The following is a 24,334-nucleotide window of genomic DNA, read 5'->3' as shown; positions in this document are numbered from 1 at the left end:
GGGTCCCTATTCATTCAATTGGTCTGTAAGTTGGGTTAAAATGTCCTGGGCCGCTTTGAATCTATACCCGGACAAGAGTTTCACAAGGGTGTTTACGGCATCTGCATGGGGTGCCGGCCAGGCGCTTTCCCCTATTTGTTTTGCCAGCTGTTTTGCCGGCCGGGCTTCCCTGTTCCTGACATAGGGGGCGAGGGCCATGAGCATTTCCTTTAGGGCGGCTTCTGTGCCGGGGCTGTTTCCCTGCCGTTCTGCCCGGCTTTCATCTGCATCGGTACCGATTCTGGCCATGGCGGCCAGCGCCGTATCCATGCAGGTGCCGAATTCTGAAATTCGTTTTTTGAAGGCCTCACGGTCTCTATCACGGGCGGCCGTTTCCAGGCCGGCCGCCGCCTTTTGGAGAGCAAACGCCCCGATATTGCCGGCAACCCCTTTAATGGAATGGGCCGTCCGCCTGGCCAGTTCATGATCTCCCTTTTCCGCGGCCGCCTCAATCTGACGCCGGGCATCTGAATAATCCCGCCTGAATTTCTCCAGAAGCTCCAGGTATAGTTTGCGGTTGCCGCCCAGGCGGGAGATCCCTTTGGCAGTGGACAGGCCGGGCAGGTCGGGAAGGGTCTGCAAAGCCTGTTCCGCCCGGGCATCCGGCGCCTTTACGGCCAGTTGTGCCGGGCTGAGCCACCGCTGAAGCACGGCAAAGAGCCTGTCCGGGTCAATGGGTTTGGAGATATGGTCGTTCATGCCTGCATCAAGGCTTTTTTCCCGGTCCCCGGTCATGGCATGGGCGGTCATGGCTATGATGGGCAGCTTTTTGAACCGCGGGTCCATGCGGATTTTCTTTACGGCAGTGTAGCCGTCCATTACCGGCATCTGAATGTCCATGAAAACCATATCAAATTTCTCTTCAGCCACCATTGCCAGGCCGGCCTGCCCGTTCTCGGCAATTGCCACCCTAAGTCCTGTCTGTTCCAGGATTTCCCTTGCCACCTGCTGGTTGATCTCATTATCCTCCACGACCAGGACCGATGCTCCGGAGACCATGGGGACATTGGTCGCGTCAAACCTGTTCTTTGCCGGCCCTTCGACATTTTCCTGGGCATTGTCATCGTCAAATACATGGACAATGCAGTTGAACAGACTGGAGGGGCTCACAGGCTTGACCAGGAATCCGTTAATACCGGCGGCTTCGGCACGTTTCATCACCTCCACCCCGCTGTATGAGGTCACCATGATGATTCCGGGTGGTTTGTCAGGGGAAACCATGGACTTGATTCGTCCCGCGGTCTCGATCCCGTCCATCCCGGGCATCTGGAGATCCATGAATACCAGGTCAAAGGGGGCGGTTGCGGCCCCGACCAGTGACAGGGCTTTTTCCCCGGATGGGGCCAGGGTCACGTCAAAACTTAAGGATTCCAGCATGGTCTGTATGACATTTCTGAAGGTTGGATTGTCATCCACCACAAGCACCTTGAGGTACCGCAGGTTATGGCCGTTTTCAAAACGCCGGGGCGCCCGTTTTTTCCCGGTGCCGAATGCCGCGGTAAATTTGAATGTACTGCCCCGGCCCGGGTGGCTGGTCACGAGAATGTCGCCGTCCATCATTGAGACCAGGTTCCGGCAGATGGTGAGTCCCAGGCCGGTGCCCCCGTACTTCCTTGTGGTGGAAGTGTCGGCCTGGGTAAAGGGCTGGAACAGGTTGCCGATCTGCTCGTCGCTCATACCGATGCCGGTATCGGTGACTGAAAATTCAAGGCGGGTTTGCCGGGTTGTTTCCTCAATCACCCGGGTGGTGACCACAATTTCACCCTTTTCAGTGAATTTCAGGGAATTGTTGGTCAGGTTGGCAAGGACCTGTCCCAGGCGGAGGGGGTCCCCCTTTAAAAACCGGGGCACCTCACGCCCGGTCACAAAATTGACCTCCAGCTCCCCTGTTTCAGGGACTTTGGCCTGGACCAGCCCGGCCAGGTTTTCCAGGACATCGTCCAGGTTGAAATCCACATATTCCATATCCAGTTTCCCGGCTTCTATTTTTGAAAAATCCAGGATGTCGTTGATGATGCCCAGAAGGGACTGGGAGGAGCCCTGTATTTTATTGAGGTAGTCCGCCTGTTTGGGTGTCAGTTCTGTCTGGGACATGAGGTAGTTCATGCCGATGATGGCATTCATGGGGGTCCGGATTTCATGGCTCATGTTGGCCAGAAAATCGCTTTTGGCCTGGGTGGCCATCTCTGCGGCTTTTTTTGCCTCGTCCAGGTCGTCCATCATGCGGGTCATGGCCTGCTTGGCCCGGGAAAGTTCCAGGACCTGTTCTTTAAGCTTTTCTCCGGCGGCTTCGGTCTCGGCCTTGGCCCGGTGCAAGGCCTTGTTTTTTTGGAGCACATCGTTGAGCAGCTCAGACCGGGAGGGCTGTGCCAGAAGCTTTTTTGCGGCCTCAATCCGTTCTGCAGAAGGAATATACTCCGGGTCGTCAAAGGCCTTGAATCCGTGGATGGCCCAGTCAGCCCCCCCGGGTTCCACTGCATCGAAAAACCGGTTGGCAAAGGCCGGCTGATCCATGGCCCTGTCCGAAGTTAAAGAGATGCCGATGCCCCGGCTGCCCTTGGTCTGCTCTATGAATATCCTTGCCTCAATCCCTTTTTCCCCGTTCAAGGTGCCCGGGGCGGCAAGCTCGGTAAAGACAGTGGACAGGCGGGTGGCATGGACCGGGTCGAACCCGAATCCTGCCGCCATATGCAGCAGTTTGAGTCCTGCGGTTTTCAATCCTGCCCTGGTGCTGATTTTCAGTATTCCCAGTTCAGTCATATGCCGTACCTCAAAACGATGCAGGATGCATCGTCATCTTGTTTTGACAGATCCCGGATGAATTTCCGGCAGATGTCCTTTGCCCGGCCGAAAAAGAGATCCGGATAATCCAGGGGCTCAAAGTGTGCCCGGATGCCGTCGGAACACATGACCAGGATATCCCCCCGATGAAGAGAGATGCCTTCCTCCCTCGGCGATGGGATCATATATCCCAGCACGCCGTCCCTGGCCACCAGCCGCCTGGGCCGCGGTCCGTATATCCGTACATCGATATTGCCCATCCCCGACCACACAAGTTTTCCGGACCTTTTATCCAGCCTGCAGGCGGCGGCCACCGCCCCCCGGGAACCTTTCAGCCGGCGGTGCAGGCCTTTGATGATATCTGCCGGTCCCTCATCCCGGCAGCCATCCAGAAAGTCTTTTGCCATGCAGGCCGTCCCATGGGCCGTTTTACCGTGCCCCAGAGCATCCACCAGGCAGGCCATGCAATCTGTCTCCGTCTCCCGGATGATGCCCATGTCTCCGCACTCTGTGGGGATGCCTGTCATGGCCCTGAAAATGGTGTGGCAGTCAATGACGGCCATGGCTACCCCTTCCATTTTATGGCCCTGACCCGGGTGCCGCCTCCCGGGGTGGACTGGATTTCGAATTCATCCATGATCCGCTTCACACTGGGAAGCCCCAGCCCCAGCCCGTTTCCCGTGCTGTGTTTCTCCGTCATTGCCAGATCAACATCCCAGATACCCGGGCCCCGGTCCTGGGCAATTACTTCAATCCCTTTTTTTTCCCCCCTGCAGATAATCCTCAGTAAAATCCTGCCTTTGCCGGCATACCGGATAATATTGGTGGACAGCTCGGATACGGCCGATGCCACAAGGTATTGGTCCGCGTCGGTAAATCCTGCCCGTTCCAGCATTTTCCTGGCCCCGAATACCACCTGGGCATTGTCAGAGGGCAGGGCCAGGTCAAAATCCAGTCGGTCAAAGGGGAGAACCATCTGTGTTCCGGCGTTCCATTACGTCAAAGGCCTCCGCCATGGTGCCCACGGCAGAAATGCCGTTGAAATCCACATCCAGGTCCACCAGGGAGGAGACCACCCCGGCCTGGAATCCGGCAAACACAGTGGTACTCCCCATCATGCCCACGGCCCTGGCCGTATCCCGAAGGATGCCGAATCCGTGGGAACTGAGAAGGGAGACCCCGGAAACATTAATGATCACCTGCCTGGCCCGGGATTGCCCAAGCCGTTGGAGGATTTCTTTACCCAGGCGTTCCAGGGCATCTTCATTCAAGGCGGCGTCAACAGGGACCACCAGGCAACCCCTGGCTTCATGGATGGCGCCCCCCGGCCCTTCCCGGGTAAATTCGAAATCGTCTGTGTAATCAGTCATGGCTGAGGTCTTTTTGGATCACGGTAAAATCCATCAGCTCAAATGCATCGGCCAGGGCGTCCTTGAGGGTGGAATTGGTGGCCACATCCCCCAATTCAATGCCCAACTGCACAATGGTTTCCGCCACTGCCGGGGAAATGCCCGAGATAATGCACCGGCAGCCCATGAGCTTGGTGGCCTTGGCGATTTTGATTAAATGGTTGGCCACGGCCGTATCCACCGCCGCCACGCCCTGGATATCCAGAATGATGACCTTGGCGGAGGTGTCCATGATTTTCTTGAGCATGGTGTTCATCATCTGCTGGGCCCTCAGGGAGTCCACCACCCCCACCACCGGAAGAATGAGAATCCGGTCCCAGAGCCTGATGGCCGGCGTGGAAATCTCCATGATGGTCCGGCTCTGTTCAGCCAGTTTCTTTTCCTGGCGTTCCCGTTCGGTGATATCGATGAGGTATTCCACCCCGCCCACGATATCCCCTGCCGGATCCTTCAGGGCGGCGGCGGTGTATTCGATGGGTATATCCCGGCCGTCAATCGTCAGCCGGTTTCTGGATGTGGTGGCCTCCCCCCCTGCCATGACCGATTTCATCCGGCATTTGGAGGTGGTACAATGCTCGGATGCAAAAATTTCGGAGCAGGCCCGGCCTTTGATCTCATCATGGGACTTTCCAAGCATCTTCAGGCCGGCATCATTCACATACGTCAGTTCGAGTTTTTTGTTCACGGCCATGACCGGCGTTGGAAGCTGCCGGAGAATACCAAGCGCAAGATCGCTGTTCATGGCCGCGTTTTCGGTTGCCGAATATGGTGCGTCACCCATGGGGCCTCCTTAGATCTTCTGGGAATATCGTTTTGTGCGCCGGCCCGCAGGCCGTTTTTTTATGAATCCGATCGGTTCTGCCCGGCCTTGTGGAAAGAGGCCATCCTTCTGGGCGGTATTAAAACCAAGTGCAGACCGGCGTTGAAGAGGGGATGCCTTTGTTGAATTTTCAGCCCGAATGGCGCTGATGCCGGGCCAGCGCTTCAAGTGACGGTCTCCGAAGGGTCTGCAATGATTTTTTTTTGCCGCGGAAAATCCAGGCGAGGCGGTTCACTCCTTCGCTTCTGGAACTGCCGGGGACGATGTTAAATAAATTTTGTTAGCATCACCATGACTATGAATAAAATTGCTTTGTATAGGCTTACACTGTTTAAGCCGATTGAAAATATGATGCTGAAACGACACTTATATCTTCAATAACACCGCGACGTTATATTTTCAATGTATATCTGATTGTTAATCTGATTTTTTGGGGGCGGGCATGCAGGCGGCAAGGCCATGGACCCGGTTTCCCCGGATGCCGGTCACAGCCGCCGCCGCAAACATGGAATTGAGCACCGCCTCTTCCACTGCCTCGATGGCGGCCCTGAATACCGGGTTGATGCGGTCGTCGTGGAGCTGGGGGACACTGATGAAATCCCCGGGGGGGAAATGGGGAACAAGGGTGGCCGTTGAAAAGGCCAGGACGATTTCCCCGGAGCCGGAATCTGTTTTGGAACCGGTCAGGGCCAGGCCGGTCACGGCCCGCCGGCAGATCCGTCCCAACTGGCGCAGGGACAGGGGCAGATCCGTGGCAATGATGACGATGACCGAGCCCTGGGGCGGGATCTCTCCAGGCAGTACCTGTTTTTCACCGGCTAGTTGTCTTTCGATTTCAGGCCCCACTCTGCGGCCGCCGATGATGAGATCCTTTGTTTTTCCCATATTGGTCAGCACCATCGTTCCCAGGGTGAACTTTTTATCTCCGATGGCGAACCGGCGGCTGGCTGATCCTATGCCGCCTTTGAGACCGTAGGCACACATGCCCGTACCCGCCCCTAGAGCGCCCTGTTGAAAGTCCGTTCCGGCGGTGTCAATGGCTTGCTCCACGTGGTCTGCGGTCACATGCATCCCACGGATATCGTTGAGGTGGCCGTCGTTGCATTCAAATACCATGGGGTTTACCGTACCCGTGGTCACGCCGATTTCGGGGTTCTGGGCCAGCATCCGGGCGGTGAGAGCCTCTGCAGCCCTGCCGATGCTCAGGGTATTGGTGAGGATGATCGGGGTTTCAATGGTGCCCATTTCCCTGACCTGGACCAGGCCCATGGACTTGCCGAACCCGTTGATGACATGGGCGGCGGCCAAAGGCTTTTCCCGGAAGATATTGCCCGGGTGGGGCAGCAGGGCCGTCACACCGGTGCGGATATCCCCCCGGCTGACGGTGGCATGTCCCACGGTCACCCCGGGCACATCGGTGATCAGATTCCGTGGCCCTGTTTTAATATCCCAGTGATTGATCCCCATCTTCCTGGCTGTATGCGTCCCGACCATTCCGGCTCCCTTCTCGTTCCTTAATTTATTTTTTCCGGCCGAAGCATGCCATATCCGAGCAAAAGGATCAACACCACGAAAGCCAGCTTTCCATCCTTTGGAAATTACCTTAATAATCGGCAGCAGGACAGGAAACAGGATTTTCTTTCAACCAGGATTTGTGATAGAGCTTTGGAACAACCCTTTGGAGGAGGTGGAACAATGAAGCTGATGATCTGCGGCAAGGGCGGCAGCGGAAAGAGCACGGTATCGGCCCTGTTGGCAAAGGCCATGGAAAAACAGGGCTGCCGTGTACTCCTGGTGGATGCCGATGAATCCAATATGGGGCTGTACAAAATGATGGGCACACAGATGCCCCAGCCTTTGATGGACGCATTGGGGGGCAAAAAAGGGTTCCAGGCGAAGCTCAGATCCGCAGGCACCGGATTGGGTGCGCCGCCCCCCCTGTTTCCGGGGCCCCTGACCATCCAAGGCCTTGAGGATAATGAACTCACCAGGGACTGCCTGGCCCGATCCGGGACAGTCCGCATCCTCTCCACCGGCAAAATCCACCATTTCGGGGAAGGCTGCGCCTGCCCCATGGGCAATCTGTTCCGCCTGTTTTTTTCAGCCCTGGATTTGGAGGAGAACGACCGGGTCATCGTAGACACCGCCGCCGGACTGGAGCATTTCGGCCGCCGGCTGGACGGGCAGTGCGACCGGATTTTAGCCGTGGTGGATCCCTCATACGAGTCGTTGACCATGTCCCGGCGCATGGCCGCCATTGCCGGGGAAGCCGGTCTTCCTTTTTCCCTGGTGCTCAACAAAGTCACACCGAATATCCTGCCGGACCTTGAAGCGGCCCTGGACGGCCTGGCACTTTTAGGGGCCCTGCCCATGACCCCCCAGGTTTTTTCCGCCACCCTCAGGGGAGAACCTCTGGAAAGCAATCTGCCGGAAATGGATGCCCTGTGCCGGGCATTGAATCCCTGAACCGGCCTGTCTGCCATGACCGATTATTACCAGAAAAACGCCGATGCCTATTTCAACAAAACCGCATCCGTGGACCCCTCAGGTTTTCTATACGGTTTTGTCCGCTGCCTGTCGCCGGGGGCCAGCATACTGGACGCGGGCTGCGGCTCGGGGCGGGATCTTTTGTGGCTCAAAAAACAGGGGTTTCATCCCACGGGATTTGAACGGGCCCCGGACCTGGCCGCCCTGGCCCGGGAGACCAGCGGCTGTCCTGTGATTCTGGGAGACTTTTCAACCTATGATTTTTCCGCTATCACCGTTGATGCCATACTGCTCTCCGGCGCCCTTGTCCACCTGGGCCGGAAACAGCTTGCCCCGGCATTTAAGAATCTTCTTAAGGCCCTTGTCCCCGGCGGTCATATTTACCTTTCCCTGAAGCAGGGGAAAGGAAAGCGCCGTTCCCGGGACGGCAGGGTATTCACCCTCTGGGAGGACAATGCACTAAGGCCGGTGTTTAAACGGTTAGGACTGACGGTGAAAGAATTTTCCACCACCCCCTCCGCCCTGGAGACAGGGGAGGTCTGGCTGGCGTATATCCTGGTTTCAACCGGGGATTGAGTTCACCGCCGGCCTGTTGCGGCAGATGCCTTGCCTTCTTTGTTTCAGCGTTATATTCTGAGCGTCAGATGACGGCATTTAATTGGTTTACAGGAGAAATCTAATGGCAGTGTCAGCAGCGTTGGCGGAATCTGAGACAGGATCTGGTACGGAAGGTAGAACACCCGGCTGTAAAGTGGGGTTGGTTCTGGGCAGCGGGGCGTCCCGGGGATGGGCCCATATCGGGGCCATTGAGGCGCTTCAGGACAGCGGGATTCCCATTCACATGGTGGCGGGATGCAGTGTGGGGGCCTTTATCGGGGCGGTATTTGCCAGCGGCGGGCTGGAGAACCTGAAGGATTACGTGCTGGAGATGGACGGGGAGAGCATGTTTTCCTTTTCCGATCTTACCCTGCTCCGTTCCGGGCTACTGGACGGGGATAAGAAACTGAGGGAACTTTTCTGCATGCACACGGATAAAAAGGCATTTTCAGAGCTGGAGTTGCCCTTGAAAGTGGTGGCGGTGGATATGGAGTCCGGCGATCCCGTGGTACTGGATTCAGGGGATCTGCTGACGGCCCTGAGGGCGTCCATGTCCTATCCCGGGCTCTTTGCCCCGGTGCCTTACAAGGGCCGCTGGCTCATTGACGGCGGGGTGGTGGATCCGGTGCCCGTGGGGGTGGCCCGGGCCATGGGCTCGGATATTGTCATTGCGGTAAACCTGGATTCCAGGCTGGTCTCCCGAAAGCGCCACCGAATGGTTGAACCGGTACCCGTGGAGGGGCAGGTGACGGTGCGCAACGAATTTTTAAGAAGCCTGGCCAAACAATATGAAACGGCCGAAAAGATGATCAGGAACCGGTTTGAGGCCAAAAAAAAGGCCCAGCCGCCAAAGCCCCCCGGTGCCCGTCAGGTGATCAATTCCGCCATTGAGATCATGCAGGAACGGATCACCCGGGTGAACTTTGCCGTCACCCCGCCGGATATTCTTATCACCCCCCGGCTGGGGGATTTGAAGATGCTGGATTACGACCAGGTGGGCCACTCCATTGAGGAGGGGTATATCGCCACCCGGAACAAGGTCAACGATATCAAAATGCTCATCGATGATATGGCCGGGGGCAGTTGAATTTGATATCCGGCAGATTCAGGTTGCCCCCGTCCGGATTGGGTTATATCCTTGCGACCGTTGATTTTAACCAGATGGAAAGATATTGAATGCGGATTCTTCATACCTCTGACTGGCATCTGGGCCAGCATTTCATGGGCAGAACCCGGGAAACCGAGCACCGGGCGTTCCTGAACTGGCTCATTGAGCAGATCAGGGAGCGCCGGGCCGACGGCCTGGTGGTGGCCGGTGATATTTTCGATACCGGAGCACCCCCTTCCTATGCGCGAACCCTTTACAATGAATTTATTGTTTCCCTTCAGAATACGGGATGCCGGCAGGCCCTGATCCTGGGAGGGAACCACGATGCCGCCGCCACCCTGAACGAGGGCCGCTCCATCCTGTCCTGCCTGAATACCCGGGTGGTGGCAGGGATTTCTGATGATCCGCAGGACCATGCGATGCTGTTCACAGACCGCAACGGGGAGCCCGGACTTGTGGTCTGTGCCCTGCCCTTTATGCGGCCCCGTGACCTGGTCAAAAGCCTGGGGGGGCAGTCGGGGCAGGACAAGCAGCAGGCTGTGGGCCGGGCCATCCGGGAGGTGTACGGACAGGTGGCTGCGGCGGCTGAAAGATTGTGTCCGGAAAAGGGCCTGCCAATGATGGCAACGGGACATCTCACCGTTGTGGGGGGCAAGTCGTCGGAATCGGTGCGGGATATTTATATCGGATCCCTGGATGCCTTTCCGGCGGACGGATTCCCTGAAGCCGATTATATTGCCCTTGGCCATCTCCACCGGGGACAGCGGATCAAGGGGAGGGCGCATATCCGGTACTCCGGCTCTCCCATTCCGTTGAGTTTCGATGAGGGGGCCGGGGAAAAGCAGATTCTCCAGGTGGATTTTGAAAGTACCGGGCTTAAATCGGTGGAACCGGTTGCCGTGCCCTGCTTCCGGACGCTGGCCACCCTGAAGGGGAGCCTAGAGGATATAGAGGCCGGCATCCGGGCACTGAAGGCCGGAGGGGGGAAGGGAACCCTCTCCCCTGCCTGGCTGGAAGCCGAGGTTTCCGCCGACCATTATCTGACGGATCTCCAGGACCGGATCCAGGCGGTGATTGGAGAGGTTTTCGGGGAAGAAGGGGGGCTGGAACTGCTGCGGATACGGCGAAAACGAAAAAACGGCGGGCCGGGCCGGGTAACCGAGGTGAAGGAGCGGCTGGAGGAGCTGAATCCCAAGGAGGTCTTTGACAGGCGCCTGGAAGACGAGGACTTAACCCATGAGCAGAGGGCAGCCATGAAGACCTTGTTTGACGAGATCCTGGAAACGGTCAGGGGGGCGGAGAAATGAAAATTCTGAAACTCAGGTTTAAGAATATCAACTCCCTGAAGGGGGAATGGTCCATTGATTTCCGGGACCCGGCATTCGCCGGCCACGGCCTCTTTGCCATCACCGGGCCGACGGGGGCGGGAAAGACCTCCATTCTGGACGCCCTCTGCCTGGGCCTTTACCACCAGACGCCCCGGCTCCAGGTTTCTTCCGGCGCCAATGAGCTGATGACCCGGCACACCGGGGACTGCCTGGCCGAGGTGGAGTTTGAGGTGCAGGGCCAGACTTACCGGGCTTTCTGGGCCCAGCGCCGGGCAAATCTCAAGCCCGACGGCAGGCTCCAGCCCCCCCAGGTGGAACTGGCAAAGGGGGACGGCACCATTATCGCTTCACAGACCAAGGAAAAAATGCGTCAGGTAAAGGCGATCACCGGGCTGGATTTCGGCCGGTTTACCAAATCCATTCTTCTGGCCCAGGGGGGATTCGCCGCTTTTTTAAATGCCAATGCCAATGAACGGGCTGAGTTGCTGGAGGAACTCACAGGCACGGAAATTTACGGCGAGCTTTCCCGGGCAGTGTTTGAACGGACCAAGTCGGAAAAGATCCCGTTGGATATGCTCCAGGCCAAGGCCGGGGTGGTGGAACTGCTCACGGGGGATGACCTGGAGCGACTGGCTGAGGAGGTTGAGGCATTCAGGGTGCGGGAGGAGGACCTGAAAAAGGAACAGGACCTGGTTCTTAGCCATCGGGCCTGGCTGGACCGGAAGGCGGAGCTGGAAAAAGAGGTGCTGGATGTCGCCCGGCGGGTCGAGGCGGCGGAGCATGCCCTTGAAGCGGGCCAGACCGAACTGCAGCGCCTGGACAATGCCCTGCCTGCCCTTGAAATCAAACCCTTGTTCGACCGGTTGGCGGATGCCCTGGGGGACCGGCAGGAAAATGCTAAGGATCTGGCTGACGCCGCCCAGACCCTGGAAACCCTGCAGAGCCGGTTGATACGGCTGGACAGGGAATGGGAAGCCGCCGGGAAAGCCCTGGATGCGGCAAGGGAGGAAAGGGAAAAAAACGAAACCCTGATCACGGAAGAGGTGCTTCCCCTGGACCAGCAGATTGAAGGCGCACGGCAGGAGGCCGGCAGGCTGGAAGATCTGTATAACGAGTTGAAGAACCAGGCGACCGGCCTGGAAAAAACCTGCAAGGAGATTGAGGGAAGGGGCCATGCCGCAAGGGCGGCATTGGACCGGTATGGCACTTACCTGGCGGCCAACAGCACCCATAAACATCTGGGGGAAATTCTGCCCCTGGCGAAAACGCTTTTTGAAAGGCGGGCCCGGCTGGCCGTGGTTTTAAAAAAGGCCGATGAAGCCCAAGCCGCGAATGCCGAGTCCCAACAGGCGGTTGAAAATACCCTGGAGAAAAACGGGAAAGACCGGGCGGCCTGTGACGCAGGGCTGCAGAAATTGGCCGATGCTGCCGCCGGCCTGGCCCGGGAGACGGAGGCGCTTCTGGACGGCCGCGACCCCGGGGAACTGGACCGGGCATACAGGGCGCTTGCCGGCGCCGCTCCCCTGCGGGCGGATCTCAAATCCCTGGCCCGGCAGTACGAAAAGGAGAGGGCAACGCTGGACCGGGTGAGAAATGAAGAGGCCCTTTTAAAGGTCCGCCTGGAAAAAGAAATGGCTGAGGTGGAAAAACTGACAGGCATACGTAAAGAGATCCGGACCCACCTGGAAGAATTGGACCGGACCCTGGTGCTTGAAGAGCGCATCGCAAGCCTTTCCCAGCACAGGGAGCGGCTGCAAAAAGGTGCGGCCTGTCCCCTTTGCGGAGCCACGGAGCATCCGGCCATTGAGGCCTACGGACGGATTGACCCCTCCGGAACCCAGGCGCGGAAGAAGAAACGGGCAGAAGAACTGGAACAGACCCAAAGAGACCTGGACAAGGCCTCCCGGGTACTGGCCGACACCCGGGCCGGCCTGGAAAGCAGGGGACGGGACACGGCGGATATGGAAAAAAGCCTGGCCGCTGTTGTCAGCGACTGGAACCGCCTAGGTGAAAAACTGGGGACCGGCCTGAACATAGGCCACGGGGAAGCGGTAAGGGAATGGATCAATGGCCGGGAAGAGGCCTTTATCAACCTGGAAAAAGCCCTGAAGGAACTCAACCGCCTGGAGCGGGAGCGGCAGGCCGGCCAGGAGCGGATGGACAGGGGCAGGGAGATGCGGCAAGTGCTGATCCATGACCGGGCCATGGCGGAAAAGGAGAAAGAGCAGCTGGGCCTGGCGGCAGATGAGATCCGCCGGCAGAAAGAGGCGGCAGCCGGGGAAATCCAAGATGCCGAGGCGCAGCTGGCCCAGAGCCTTCGGGGAATGGCCTTGCCGGAGATCGGCGGCCAGGACGAGTGGCTCCGGGCCCACGGGGAATTATGGGACGCCTATCAAAGGGCAGTGGCGGACCGGGACAAGGCAAAGGAAACCCTGGCGGCTGTCCGGGAGGAAGAGGGGCCGGCTGCAAAGGAATTGGATCTGGTCCGGGGGCAGGCTGAGGCGGTAAAAGAAAAAAAAGCGGCCGGCCGGGCTGTTCTGGACAGGCTGACCCGGGAGCGTTTGGCACGTTTCGGTGATCGGGTGGTGGCCCGGGAGCGGGAAAAATTCGCCAATGCGGTGAAGGCGGCTGAAAAGGCTCTCAACCATGCCATTGGGGCCCGGAACCGGGCAGGGGATGAGGTGAACCGTCTGGCTGGGAAAAAAGACTCACTGGAAAAGGCCGGCAAGGCCCTTGGGGAACGGGAAAAAGAGGCGGCCCGGGCCTGGCGCGACGGACTGGCCGGATCCAGCTTTGACACTGAGACGGATTTCAAGGCTGCACTTTTGGATAAAACCGAGCGGGAGCGGCTTGAGGGCCTGAAGCAGGGGCTGACCAAGGAGATGGATGCCGCCCTGGCCACCCAGGCCCGTGCGGCATCGGATCTTGAAAAACACAGGGCCCTGGCCCTGACACTAAAATCCAGGGAAGAACTGGCGGCCGAGGCAAAGGCATTGGATGCCGCCATCAAGGAACTGGTGCGCAGCCAGGGTGAAATCGGGGAAAAGATCCGCCAGGATAAGGCCAGGCGGAAAGCCCAGGCCGAATTGTTCGAACAGGTCGACCGGCAGAAGGACATTTACGATAACTGGATGCGGCTTTCCGGCCTCATCGGGTCCAGGGACGGGGACAAATTCAGGAAATTCGCCCAGGGGCTGACCCTGGATCATCTGTTATATCTTGCCAATAAACGGCTGGAACGCCTGCAGGGGCGGTATCTGCTGTGCCAGAAAAAGGACGAGGTTCTGGGCCTGGAGGTGGTGGACACCTGGCAGGCCGATACGGTGCGGGATACCAAAACCCTTTCCGGCGGAGAGAGCTTCCTGGTGAGTCTTTCCCTGGCTTTGGCATTGTCAGACCTGGTCTCCAGCCGGACCTCCATTGATTCCCTGTTTCTGGATGAGGGCTTCGGAACCCTGGATCCTGAAACCCTGGATGTGGCATTGGATGCCCTGGACAGCCTCAATGCCGGGGGCAAGATGATCGGGGTGATCTCCCATGTGGAAGCCATGAAGGAGCGGATTGCCGTGCGCATTGAAGTCAGCCCCCGGACCGGTATGGGGGTGAGCCGGCTGGATGAACGATTTGAAAGGAAGGCCTCGTGACCGGACCTGAGAATATGAGTCCAAGGGAACGCGGGCTGATTATCGGGTCGGCCCTCCTGGCTCTCTTTCTCGGAGCGCTGGATGCCCTGGTCATGTCTGCGGCCATGCCCACCATCATTGCAGAATTAGGGGGGCTCTCCCTCTATGCCTGGGTCTATTCTGCGTATTTTCTGGCCCGGGCGGTCTCCCTGCCGGTATTCGGCAAACTCTCCGACCTTTTTTCGGCCAAATCCCTGATGATGACGGCCATTGTAATCTTTTCCGGTGCCTCATTTGCCGCCGGGCTGTCGCCTTCCATGGGATTCCTGGTGGGGGCCCGGGTATTCCAGGGCATCGGAGCCGGGGGGATTTTCGCCCTGGTTTATGTGGTGCTTTCCGATGTGGCCCTGCCCGGACAGCGGGGCAAGACCCTCTCTCTGGCAAGTTCCGTCTGGGGCATATCCTCGGTGATCGGCCCCACCCTGGGGGGATTCATCGTGACCTATTTTTCCTGGCCCTGGATATTTTATATCAATCTGCCCATGGGGGTGCTTTCCATGGCCGGCATCGGTTTTTTCTTCAGGGAATTCCGGGAAAAACCGGGTCGGGCCGACCTGGACTGGGCTGGAATTACCTGTTTTTCCGGGGCGGTGCTGGCCGGGCTTACCCTGATCATGACAGGGGGGAGGGAAGTGCCCTGGGGATCGCCCCTGGGTATCTTTCTGGCGGCGGCTGCCGTGACGCTTGGGGGCGGATTCATCCTGGCCGAAGGCCGGGCAAAGGATCCTTTCCTGGATTTCCGTTTCTTCAGGTATCCGGGATTTGCCCTGGGCAACGCCGTGACGCTTGGGGCCAGTTTTTCCATGTTTTCCCTGTTTGCCTATGCCCCGTTATTTCTCCAGGGCGCCATGGCCCGCACCCCCATGGTGGTGGGCTATGCCATGCTTTCCTTGAGCCTGGGATGGTCCCTGGGCGGCCTGATCCTGGGGCGGATGGTGGAATCCGTGGGCCTGAAAAAGGCCAATATCACCGGCTGTCTTCTCATGGCCGCGGGCACGGGGCTCTGTCTGACCTTCCACCGTGACACCCACCTGCTTTACTGCTTTTTCGTGTTTATGGTTGTCGGCCTGGGCATGGGCTATATCACCCTTTCCTCCCTGCTTATCTCCCAGAACAGCGTGCCGCCAAAGGATCTGGGCGTGGCCACTTCCCTGCACCAGTTCGCCCGGACCCTGGGGGGGACCATCGGTGTCGGGATTTGCGGAGGGGTTGTTACCTTCCGGTTGTTCCGCGGCATTGAGAATGGCGGCGCCGGCCTTTCCGCTGAAATGGCCGGCCGGCTAAAGGAGAGCATGACCCATCTTTTCCAGCCGGAATTTCGGGCCCTGTTGCCGGAATCCACCCTTGAACTGCTTCAGAATGCAGTGCTGGACGGGGTATGGGCCGCCTTTGCCGTGACCGCGGCCGTCTCTGTCCTGGGGCTTTGCCTGAGTCTGTTGCTGCCCTCTGAAAAGGCTGGTTCCGGGGGGCGGTGATGCGTCAGAATGGCCATGCAAGGCAAATTCTGATTCCCCCGGCATTCCACCCTTCATCCCCGTCTTCTCCCCCCTTGGTGGGGGCGGACATGTGTTCCACCCCGTAGCCCAGGCGCAATTCAACGGGCGGGTTTCCCCGGCGGCGAAATTGAAACCTGAACCCGGCCGACCCGGAGATGATGGTGTGGAGGGTTGACGGGGCCAGGCCGGGCAGATTCTGGTCTTCAAAAAGGTGGGCTGCGCCCCATCCCAGCTTCAGGAAAAGGCATCCGTAGTGCGCATCGGCCATGATCCTGGCTTCAATCGTGGGGGTGTTGCCGTGGTGGTCTGAATTCAGGAATCCCGCTCCCAGCCAGGTTTCCAGGGCCAGCCAGCCGGTCAGATCCTTGCCCAGGAGATAATTGACCGAGGTCCATTCATAATTCTCGGCGGGCTCCGGACCCACATTGGTCCATTGGCTCTGGCCGTAGAACATCGAGGTGCCGTGGTAGTCAAAGAAACTGCCTCGGGCGGTTGCGGCAGGTGCCGTGGCCCCCAGGGCTGCAAGCAGAAAACCGAAAATGACCATTTGCTTTGACACATTGAACAGCATCGTCAACCCTCCCTGTGATCTTATGGATACGGGGCGATACACCAGCCGTTACGAATTGTTTACCGTAAATTTAAAATACCACCTCCTTTCCCGGTATTCAAGCCGTCGGCCGGAAAAGGAGGTGAAAGAGGGGGGTCAGGATTTCTGGTGGTCCCGGTTGAGGTGGAAATTCACCCAGGAAGAGGTCTTGTTTAATTCCCAGTTACGGGGCGGCACCCGGTCTTCCAGAAAGGTTTCCAGTTTGCCGGCATGGTTCAGGCGGGCGTAGGCCCTCACCCAGATACATTTCTTTTTATCGGGGTATACCTCGCAGAATCCGTCCTTGGAGCCGCCGCAGGGCCCGTTCCTGGTGTGTTTGGGACAGCCGGATTCCGGACAGATAAAGGCGGCGTGCTGGATACCGCAGTCCCCGCAGCTCTGGCAGGAGAGCATGCTCATTTTCATGGGGTCTTCCAGGCAGCGTTTCAATACCCAGGTTTTGTCTGTGTTGTCCAGGAACTGGGCAAATTTTCTGTACACCGGTGCCAGAATGTTTTCTTTTTCAAAAAAGAGGCCGTGGGCGGCACTGAGCATACGGTATGGTATATGTTCCGTCACCTGTTTTTTGATCCCGGGAGAGGTGCCGCCGCCATTGGGGGTCTCCTTTATCTGGTCGTACCAGTAATAGGCGTTTTTATCCTTGTCGGAAAAATCGGAGACATACCGATGCCATTCCCCTTCGATTTCCTCCATCCGGTTAAGGATGGCGCCCACGGCATCAAAGCTTTTATGGATACCGCCGATGTGGATGCCCCGGTAGCCGAAACCCTTGAGGACGACTCCCAAACGGGCGGCCCGTTCGATGGCGGCCTTCATCCCCTCTTTTTTGTCCTTCCATTCCTCCTGGATCTGGGCCAGGAGCGTGTCGGAAACATAGGCGCCGGGGACCTTGCCCATGTTCATGGCCTTGGCCGCACCCGGGCTGAGCAGGTAAACCGAAGCCATCACCGGCACATGGCTGTTTTTTTCCTTGTGGTATCGGATCAGTTCACTGAATTTGTTGATGTCGTAACCCAGCTGGGTGATGACGAAACCGGCGCCGGCCGCGATTTTTTTGTCCAGTTTTTTATACTGGGCCATGCATTCGGACCGGCGGGTTTTAAAGGGCGAAACCCCGCAGCCCTGGAAAAAGGGTTCCGGGTCTCCCGAGGCCAGAAGCCGGTGGGTCAGCCCCTTGATCATACGGCTGAGCAGCACGGAGTCCAGGTCGAATACAGGTGCCCCCCGGCCTTCAAAGCCCTTGCCGCTGTAGTCGCCGGTAAGACAAAGCAGGTTTTTCATGCCCATGCGGGCCAGCTGCAGGGCCCGGCTCTCCATGCCCACCCGGTTCATGTCCCGGCAGGTAAAGTGGACAATGACGTCCAGTCCGTATTTGAATATTTCATATCCCAGCACGTCCGGGGAGAGGGAGGGGTTCCCGCCGGGGTTGTCTGTGATGGAAACGGCTGATATCCTGCCGTCTGCAAAGGCATCTCTTGCAATGCCCACAAGGCTGTCCGTGCTGCGGCCGAAGGATTCTCGGCCCGGCACAAGTTCAAGGGTGACCACAAAGTTTTTGGGGTCCATTAACTCTTCACTGAATATTCGGAGCACGCTATTTCTCCTGGCAAGGGGTTAGGGTATTGTTAAATTAACAATAGAACGCTTATTTAAAGAAATCATTGATCCAAGTCAAGTATAATTTCAGGTATTTTTAAGATCTCATTGATATCCGGTTTACTCCATATCCCGTATTTTTTTCCCCTGGCTCCGGCGCTGGGCGTTAATTTTTCTTCCGGGTTTTCCACCGCCCTCGCCAGGGCGTCGCGGATGGAACGCGGATGGAAATGGACTGGCGCATTTTTCAGGGTGTTGTTTTGATCCGGTTCATTTTTTTGGGATACGGTATTTTTCCGGTGCTGGGCTGACCCCTTGAAAAATGTATTTAAAACCCCCATATTTAAAAATGCTTATTCACCCTTAAGGATATTGCAAATGACCCGGGTAAAGTTTCTCATTATTGGCTGTATTTTTGCCGGCCTGTCCCTGATTACCGGTTTTTCAACGGCCGGCCAGGTTCAGGTCTTGTTCATTGGCGATTCATTGACTGCCGGGCTGGGCGTGATGCCGGAACAGGCGTATCCCGCCCTGATTCAGGAACGGTTTAATCGGTGGATGCCGGGGAGGGTCAAGGTGGTCAACGGAGGGGCCAGCGGCGCCACCAGCGCCGGGGCACATGCCCGGCTCAAATGGTATCTGAGGGCGGATCCGGATATTCTGGTGCTGGCCCTGGGGGCCAACGACGGGTTGCGGGGGCTGCCGGTGGGGGAGATGAAAAAGAACCTGGCAAAGGCCATTGATCTGGCAAAGGAAAATCATATCAGGGTGGTGCTTTGCGGTATGGAGGTGCCCCCCAATTACGGGCCCGGCTACGCGGCGGATTTCCGGCGGGTTTTTCCGGAACTGGCCCGGGAATATGATGTGGCCCTGGTTCCCTTTCTTCTGGAAGGCGTGGGCGGGCAGCGCCGGCTGAACCAGGCGGACGGCATCCACCCCACGCCAAAGGGCCATAGAATAATTGCGGAAACGGTATTTCCCTATATTAAGGCGCTATTATGACGCTTGAACTGAAGGGCGTAGACAAAAGTTTTGAGCAGCCGGGAGGCGGGCGGCTGAGGGTCCTGGACAGGATTGATCTCCGGGTGGACCGTGGGGAAACCCTGGCCATTGTGGGGCAGTCGGGATCAGGCAAAAGCACCCTGCTGTCACTCATTGCGGGACTGGACCGGCCTGATACGGGGAAAATTCTGCTGGACGGAGAGAATCTGGCAGAGATGGGCCAGGACCGGCTGGCCCGGTTCAGGGCAGAGAAGATCGGCATGGTTTTCCAGCAGTTTCATCTCATGCCCCATCTCACGGCCCGGGAAAACATCAGCCTGCCTCTGGAAATTTCAAAGGAGAGTAAAATTGCCGAAAAAACGGACCGCCTCCTGGCGGCTGTGGGGCTGGAAGCCCGACAGCACCACCTGCCCGGGCAGCTTTCCGGGGGAGAATGCCAGCGGGTGGCCATTGCCCGGGCCCTGGTGGGCCGGCCGTCCCTGCTTCTGGCAGACGAACCCACCGGCAATCTGGATACCCAGACCGGGGAGGTGGTGGCGGCTCTCTTGTTTGACTTGGTGAAACAGGAAGGGAAAAGTTTGGTTATGGTGACCCACAACCCGGAACTGGCAGCACGGTGCACACGGATCTGTCCCATTATAAAGGGACGGCTGGCCCCATGACGCTCTGGCTGCGCATGGCCCTGGATGCGGTCCGGGTTAATCGTGGATTTTCCTTCTTTTTTGTGTTCAACCTCGCCATCGGTCTGGCCGGGTTTGTGGCCGTGCTTTCATTTGGCCGGTCCCTGGACCGGCACATGGACAATAATCTTAAGGAGATCCTTACGGCCGACATGGTGCTTTCCGCCTCATCCCCCATGACCGGTCAGGAATTGGCCCTGGCGGACAGGGTGCTGGGGAGGGACAAGGCTGTTGCCCGGCTGGTGGCTTTCTATTCCATGGTACAGGCAGGGACACTCCCCCAGGCCCGGCTGGTGAGGATCATGGCCGTGGGAAAGGCCTATCCCCTGTACGGGAAATTCGTTCTTGAAAAGGGCGGGGACGTCAGTGCGCTTCAGCAGGGGCCCGGTCTGCTGATGACCCGGGACACGGCACATACCCTGGGAATTGAAGCGGAGTCTGCCCTGCCCCTGCGCATCGGAGACAAGGATTTTTGCATCCAGGATTTTTTTCTGAATGATCCGGACAAATCCCTTACGGCCGTGGACCTTGCACCCAAGGTTTATATGGGGCTGGACCAGTTGGCTGATACCGGTCTGGTAAGGTTTGGCAGCCGTATCCGGTATTTTTATTTTTACAGGTTTCCCCCTGGGACCGATGTGGCGGCCCTGGCCAGGGCCCTGGATGCACGGTTTTTTGAAACCAGCGGGGGGCAGCCCAGGATCAATGTTTTCGATACCCGGGATGTAAACCGGCAGCTGGGGCGGCTGACCCGCTATTTTACGGGCTATATGGGTCTGGTGGCCATTGTGGCGCTTTTCCTGGCCGGTATTTCCGGGGCCTACCTTTTCAGGGGGATGGTGGCTGCCCGGCAGAAGGAAATGGCCATTCTCATGAGCCTGGGCGGCCAGCGGCGGGAAATATACGGGTTTGTCAGTTTCCAGCTGGTGCTGCTGGGGACGGCGGCCGCCGTACTGGCCGTTGGCGCATCCTTTTTGCTATTGCCCGTCTTTCCCGTGATTTTCAAGGGGATGGTGCCCCAGGGGCTTGTCATCCGCATGGATGGGACCGCTGCAGCTGTGGCGCTGGGCATGGGCATCGGCGGCAGCCTGGTTTTCTGCCTGCCCGCCTTTGTGCGGCTCTTCGGAATCCGACCCCTGGATCTTTTGCGGGGCGCGGGGACGGCTGAAAAAAACAGATTCCGGATATGGGGGGGGCTTTCTTTTGTTCCGGTGCTGGCCGCCTTTTTGGGGGTGTCCATGGCTGTGGCCGGAGCCGCCCGGGACGGAATGGTGTTCAGTGCCGGATGCCTTTTGGCCATGGTGTTGCTGTCCCTGGCCGGCACCCTGGTGTTCCGGTTCTGCGGCCGGCTCTCCCTGGGCCGGGCCATGGCCGGGTTCTTGCCCGGGAAAATCGCTTTGAGGAATCTGTTCCGAAACCGGTGGTCATCCCTGTCATGTTTTGTGACCATTGCCATGGGGGTGTTTTTAATCACCCTGATTCCCCAGATCCGTAAAGGGCTTGAAGGGGAGATCATGCGCCCCGAGGGGCTGAAGCTGCCCGTGTTTTTCCTGGTGGATATCCAGGACGAGCAAAAGGCGGATCTGGAAGCATTCATGGGAGGGTCGCAAGGGGATCTCTCCCATATCTCGCCTGTGGTTAACGGCCGGATTCTAACCGTGAACGGGCAGCCATTTTTCGGCCGTCCCCAAAGCACCAGCAGGCAGGGCGCCCCGGGGCCGGGGAACCGGAGGGGGCGGCGGGGGATCCGGCGCCTGGAATTTATCTTTTCCTACAGGGATACCCTGGCCGATTCCGAGACCCTGGTCCGGGGACATCCCATGACCACCAGCCCATGGGATTTTACAGGAAAAGCCCCCTTTGAAATTTCCATGGCCGTGAGCTTTGCCAACCGTTTCGGATTCAAGATCGGGGACCTCATCGGATTCGATGTCCAGGGCATCTCAATGGAAGGGCGGGTGGTGAACCTGAGAAAGGTGAGGTGGAATTCCTTCCAGCCCAATTTCTTCCTTCTTTTCCAGAACGGGGTGCTCAACGATGCGCCTAAAACCCATCTTGGGGCCATTTCCAATGTTCCTCCGGAACTGCGGAAGGCGTTGAAAAACAGGCTGGTTTCACGGTTTCCCAATATTTCGGTGATCGACGTGACCCAGACGGCTGCCACCATTTTAGGGGTAACGGACCGCCTCCTGCTTTCGGTCCGGTTCATGGCCTGGCTGGCCATGGGAGCCGGCCTGGTTTCCATTTTTTCCATTGCCCGGCACGAGGCGCGGAGAAACCGGAATCAGATCAATCTGCTGAAGGTGCTTGGGTGTGATTTCAAAATGCTCCGCCAGGTGATTCTCCTGGAGTTCGGCGTCATGGGATTTACGGCGAGCCTTTTTGCCGTCGTCCTGAGCATGGGATTCTCCTGGGCCGTGTCCTGGTATTTTTTTGACCGGCTTTGGGCCTTTGATCCCCTCTGGCTTGGGGGGATACTTGCCGGTGCCACAGGTGTCTGCATGGCAACAGGGCTCTGGGCCGCCCTCAAGGTGATGAGGGGCACCCCCCTTTCTCTGCTTTCCGGCAAATAGGACATCTTGTTTTTCAGACCCGGATATGGTTAATTATGCCCATTCCGGCTTTTTAAATCACCCTTAATCTTTGGAGGTCTGTATGGAATTGATCACATATAAAATCGAAAATCCAGATGAACTGAACTTTATTCTGGGCCACGCCCATTTTATCAAAACGGTTGAGGACATCCATGAAGCCATTGTCTGCACCGTGCCCAACGCCAAGTTCGGCGTGGCCTTCTGCGAGGCGTCCATGGAATGCCTGGTCCGGTACAGCGGCACCGATGAAAAGCTCATCGAACTGGCCAAAAAGAATGCCTATGCCCTGTCCGCCGGCCATTCATTTATCATTTTTATGGAGGATATGTTCCCCATCAATATTTTGAACACCATTAAGAATGTGCCTGAAGTGGCCCGGATCCACTGCGCCACGGCCAACCCGGTTGAGGTGATCCTTGCCCAGACAGACCAGGGGCGGGGCATTCTGGGGGTTGTGGACGGCTTTTCCTCCAAGGGAATTGAAACCGAGGAGGACATTGAAAAGCGAAAAGGCTTTCTCCGGATGATCGGTTACAAAGGATAGAATATTTTTTCAGGCGCCCACCAGGTTTCTGATCCATTTTTTTGACAGAAACCTGGGGATGCCGATGCCAAGCTTGAACACTTCTTCCACGGCAATCAATGCCATGACCCCGTATACGGGAAGCTCCAGGTAAAAGGCAGCCAAAAAAGCCATGGGCACACCGATGCACCAGACCCCGGCAAGGTCCAGCAGGAAACCGAAGCGGGTGTCCCCTCCACCCCTGAGTACGGCCACGATGGTGGTAAAATTGGTGGTTTTGCCCCAGAATACCAATCCTGCCACCAGCATGAGATAATATGCGTTTTCGTAGGTGGCCGGAGAGATATTGTAGAAGGAGAGGACAAGGTCCCTGGAAAGGATCATCATGGCCCCGGCAGCCAGGGCCATAATGAGCTGGGCAACCATCAGGAAGCGGCCGTAGGCATAGGCCCTCTTCTCCCTGCCGGCGCCGATGCTGTTGCCGATCATAATGGATCCCCCGTGAAAGATGCCGAAAAAGGGAATGAACATGAATTCCTCCAGGGTGGCCACAATATTGACGGCGGCAATGGCCTGGGTGCCGATCCTGGCATAGACCACCTTGTACATACTCACCCCTGTCACCCAGAATAATTCATTGAGAAATACCGGCCAGCAGGTGGCCAGTACCCGCATAAAAAAGGGCCTGTCAAAGCCCAGCATTTCCTTTATGGAGGCGGCCAGGGGATAGCGTTTCCCGTAAATAATTCCGGCCATGACCAGACATTCCACAATTTTTGAGGTACAGGTGGCGATGGCGGCCCCTGTGACGCCCAGGGCCGGACAGCCGAGATGACCGAAAATAAGCACATAGTTGAGAAAAATGTTCAAAGAGACCGCCACCATGGAGCAGACCATGGGGACCCGAACGAATCCCAGGGCCCTGAGATTGGACATAAATGAAAAGATTACGGCGGAAAAGGCAAAGGTAATCCCCACAATTTTGAGATAGCCCGATCCCAGGACCACCACGGCCGGATCTTTGGAAAACAGGGACATGAGCTGGTCCGGCAGGATAAGGGCAATGAAGCTGAACAGAGCCGCCACGGCCAGACCGGCCAGGATCCCCAGTCCCGATAGCTGCTTAATCCGGCTTAAATCTTTTTTTCCCCAGTACTGAGCGGTGAAAATGGATATTCCGGAGTGGATCCCGTACTGGATAACGATAAAAATAAAGACAAACTGGGTGGCAATGCCCACGGCGGCGATGGCTGTTTCATTGAGTTGCCCCACCATGAGAATATCAATGACCGTCATGGAGCAGGTCAGAAGATTCTGCAGGGAAATGGGCAGGGCCAGGGTCAGCAGATGGCCCAGAAAGCTTTGTTGTGCAGTGTCGGATTGGGACATGAAATCGGCTCCGGATAACAAAGCCCCGCATGTTGAGTCTGCAGGGCTGCATTTGTTAATAAAAATAACGGGTGACGTTATTTTTTTGCATTATCGGAGCTATATCAAACCTGAAAAATTTTTGCCATCGGATAAAAAGACGGTTGATGAAAAAAGAAAAGGCAGGAAACCCGGATAGGGGAAACCTGCCTT

Annotated in this window: 20 protein-coding genes; 11 read left to right on the top strand and 9 right to left on the bottom strand. The window is 57.5% G+C overall.

The window, feature by feature from the left end:
- Positions 1-6 precede the first annotated feature (6 nt).
- From HUN04_10935 to HUN04_10910, 6 genes are all read right to left on the bottom strand, one after another.
- A complete protein-coding gene (locus HUN04_10935; protein WDP90188.1) occupies positions 7-2,799 on the bottom strand; it encodes a response regulator in 2,793 nt (930 codons plus the stop codon).
- Positions 2,796-3,398 (bottom strand): SpoIIE family protein phosphatase, encoded by a 603-nt coding sequence (locus tag HUN04_10930; protein ID WDP90187.1) that lies wholly within the window; start codon positions 3,396-3,398, stop codon positions 2,796-2,798. The genes HUN04_10935 and HUN04_10930 overlap by 4 nt, the downstream gene beginning before the upstream one ends.
- Entirely contained in the window at positions 3,386-3,796 is a 411-nt protein-coding gene (locus tag HUN04_10925) for an anti-sigma regulatory factor (GenBank protein WDP90186.1), read from the bottom strand. The genes HUN04_10930 and HUN04_10925 overlap by 13 nt, the downstream gene beginning before the upstream one ends.
- Positions 3,780-4,190 carry an STAS domain-containing protein gene (locus tag HUN04_10920; protein ID WDP90185.1) on the bottom strand — a complete coding sequence of 137 codons (411 nt, stop codon included), beginning with the start codon at positions 4,188-4,190 and terminating at the stop codon, positions 3,780-3,782. Before HUN04_10920 ends, HUN04_10925 begins: the two co-directional genes overlap by 17 nt.
- Positions 4,183-4,971 (bottom strand): PAS domain-containing protein, encoded by a 789-nt coding sequence (locus HUN04_10915; protein WDP93251.1) that lies wholly within the window; start codon positions 4,969-4,971, stop codon positions 4,183-4,185. The genes HUN04_10920 and HUN04_10915 overlap by 8 nt, the downstream gene beginning before the upstream one ends.
- Before the next feature lie 495 nt (positions 4,972-5,466).
- Positions 5,467-6,543: a P1 family peptidase gene (locus HUN04_10910; protein WDP90184.1), complete on the bottom strand. Its 1,077-nt coding sequence runs from the start codon at positions 6,541-6,543 to the stop codon at positions 5,467-5,469.
- Positions 6,544-6,744: 201 nt separating this feature from the next.
- Here HUN04_10910 and HUN04_10905 point away from each other — a divergent pair, with 201 nt between their 5' ends.
- From HUN04_10905 to HUN04_10880, 6 genes are all read left to right on the top strand, one after another.
- Positions 6,745-7,515: a P-loop NTPase gene (locus HUN04_10905; GenBank protein ID WDP90183.1), complete on the top strand. Its 771-nt coding sequence runs from the start codon at positions 6,745-6,747 to the stop codon at positions 7,513-7,515.
- A 15-nt stretch (positions 7,516-7,530) separates the two neighbouring features.
- Complete coding sequence (locus tag HUN04_10900) at positions 7,531-8,112, top strand: class I SAM-dependent methyltransferase (GenBank protein ID WDP90182.1); 582 nt, start codon at positions 7,531-7,533, stop codon at positions 8,110-8,112.
- A gap of 103 nt (positions 8,113-8,215) precedes the next feature.
- Positions 8,216-9,220, top strand: coding sequence for a patatin-like phospholipase family protein (locus HUN04_10895; GenBank protein ID WDP90181.1), 1,005 nt, complete (start codon positions 8,216-8,218; stop codon positions 9,218-9,220).
- Between the two features lie 89 nt (positions 9,221-9,309).
- A complete protein-coding gene (sbcD, locus tag HUN04_10890) occupies positions 9,310-10,548 on the top strand; it encodes an exonuclease subunit SbcD (GenBank protein WDP90180.1) in 1,239 nt (412 codons plus the stop codon).
- A complete protein-coding gene (locus HUN04_10885) occupies positions 10,545-14,213 on the top strand; it encodes an AAA family ATPase (protein WDP90179.1) in 3,669 nt (1,222 codons plus the stop codon). Before sbcD ends, HUN04_10885 begins: the two co-directional genes overlap by 4 nt.
- A 14-nt stretch (positions 14,214-14,227) precedes the next feature.
- Positions 14,228-15,727, top strand: coding sequence for an MFS transporter (locus HUN04_10880; GenBank protein WDP93250.1), 1,500 nt, complete (start codon positions 14,228-14,230; stop codon positions 15,725-15,727).
- A 4-nt stretch (positions 15,728-15,731) separates the two neighbouring features.
- On the opposite strand, the gene HUN04_10875 is transcribed toward HUN04_10880, so the two are convergent.
- Positions 15,732-16,319 carry a hypothetical protein gene (locus HUN04_10875; GenBank protein ID WDP90178.1) on the bottom strand — a complete coding sequence of 196 codons (588 nt, stop codon included), beginning with the start codon at positions 16,317-16,319 and terminating at the stop codon, positions 15,732-15,734.
- 135 nt (positions 16,320-16,454) lie between these two features.
- On the bottom strand, positions 16,455-17,951 hold the full coding sequence (locus HUN04_10870; GenBank protein WDP90177.1) for a methylenetetrahydrofolate reductase C-terminal domain-containing protein: 1,497 nt from the start codon (positions 17,949-17,951) through the stop codon (positions 16,455-16,457).
- A 381-nt stretch (positions 17,952-18,332) separates the two neighbouring features.
- On the opposite strand from HUN04_10870, the gene HUN04_10865 reads away from it, so the two are divergent.
- From HUN04_10865 to HUN04_10850, 4 genes are all read left to right on the top strand, one after another.
- On the top strand, positions 18,333-18,956 hold the full coding sequence (locus HUN04_10865) for an arylesterase (protein ID WDP90176.1): 624 nt from the start codon (positions 18,333-18,335) through the stop codon (positions 18,954-18,956).
- Complete coding sequence (locus tag HUN04_10860; GenBank protein ID WDP90175.1) at positions 18,953-19,618, top strand: ABC transporter ATP-binding protein; 666 nt, start codon at positions 18,953-18,955, stop codon at positions 19,616-19,618. Before HUN04_10865 ends, HUN04_10860 begins: the two co-directional genes overlap by 4 nt.
- A complete protein-coding gene (locus HUN04_10855; GenBank protein ID WDP90174.1) occupies positions 19,615-22,209 on the top strand; it encodes an ABC transporter permease in 2,595 nt (864 codons plus the stop codon). Before HUN04_10860 ends, HUN04_10855 begins: the two co-directional genes overlap by 4 nt.
- Before the next feature lie 82 nt (positions 22,210-22,291).
- Positions 22,292-22,774: an adenosine-specific kinase gene (locus tag HUN04_10850; GenBank protein ID WDP90173.1), complete on the top strand. Its 483-nt coding sequence runs from the start codon at positions 22,292-22,294 to the stop codon at positions 22,772-22,774.
- 9 nt (positions 22,775-22,783) lie between these two features.
- Here HUN04_10850 and HUN04_10845 read toward each other — a convergent pair whose 3' ends face one another.
- Positions 22,784-24,142, bottom strand: coding sequence for an MATE family efflux transporter (locus HUN04_10845; GenBank protein WDP90172.1), 1,359 nt, complete (start codon positions 24,140-24,142; stop codon positions 22,784-22,786).
- Here HUN04_10845 and HUN04_10840 point away from each other — a divergent pair.
- A complete protein-coding gene (locus HUN04_10840; GenBank protein ID WDP90171.1) occupies positions 24,141-24,320 on the top strand; it encodes a hypothetical protein in 180 nt (59 codons plus the stop codon). The genes HUN04_10845 and HUN04_10840 overlap by 2 nt on opposite strands.
- Positions 24,321-24,334 lie beyond the last annotated feature (14 nt).

The sequence above is a fragment of the Desulfobacter sp. genome (assembly GCA_028768525.1).
In the GTDB taxonomy this organism is placed as follows: domain Bacteria; phylum Desulfobacterota; class Desulfobacteria; order Desulfobacterales; family Desulfobacteraceae; genus Desulfobacter.
This window is presented reverse-complemented; position numbering and strand designations above follow the sequence as displayed.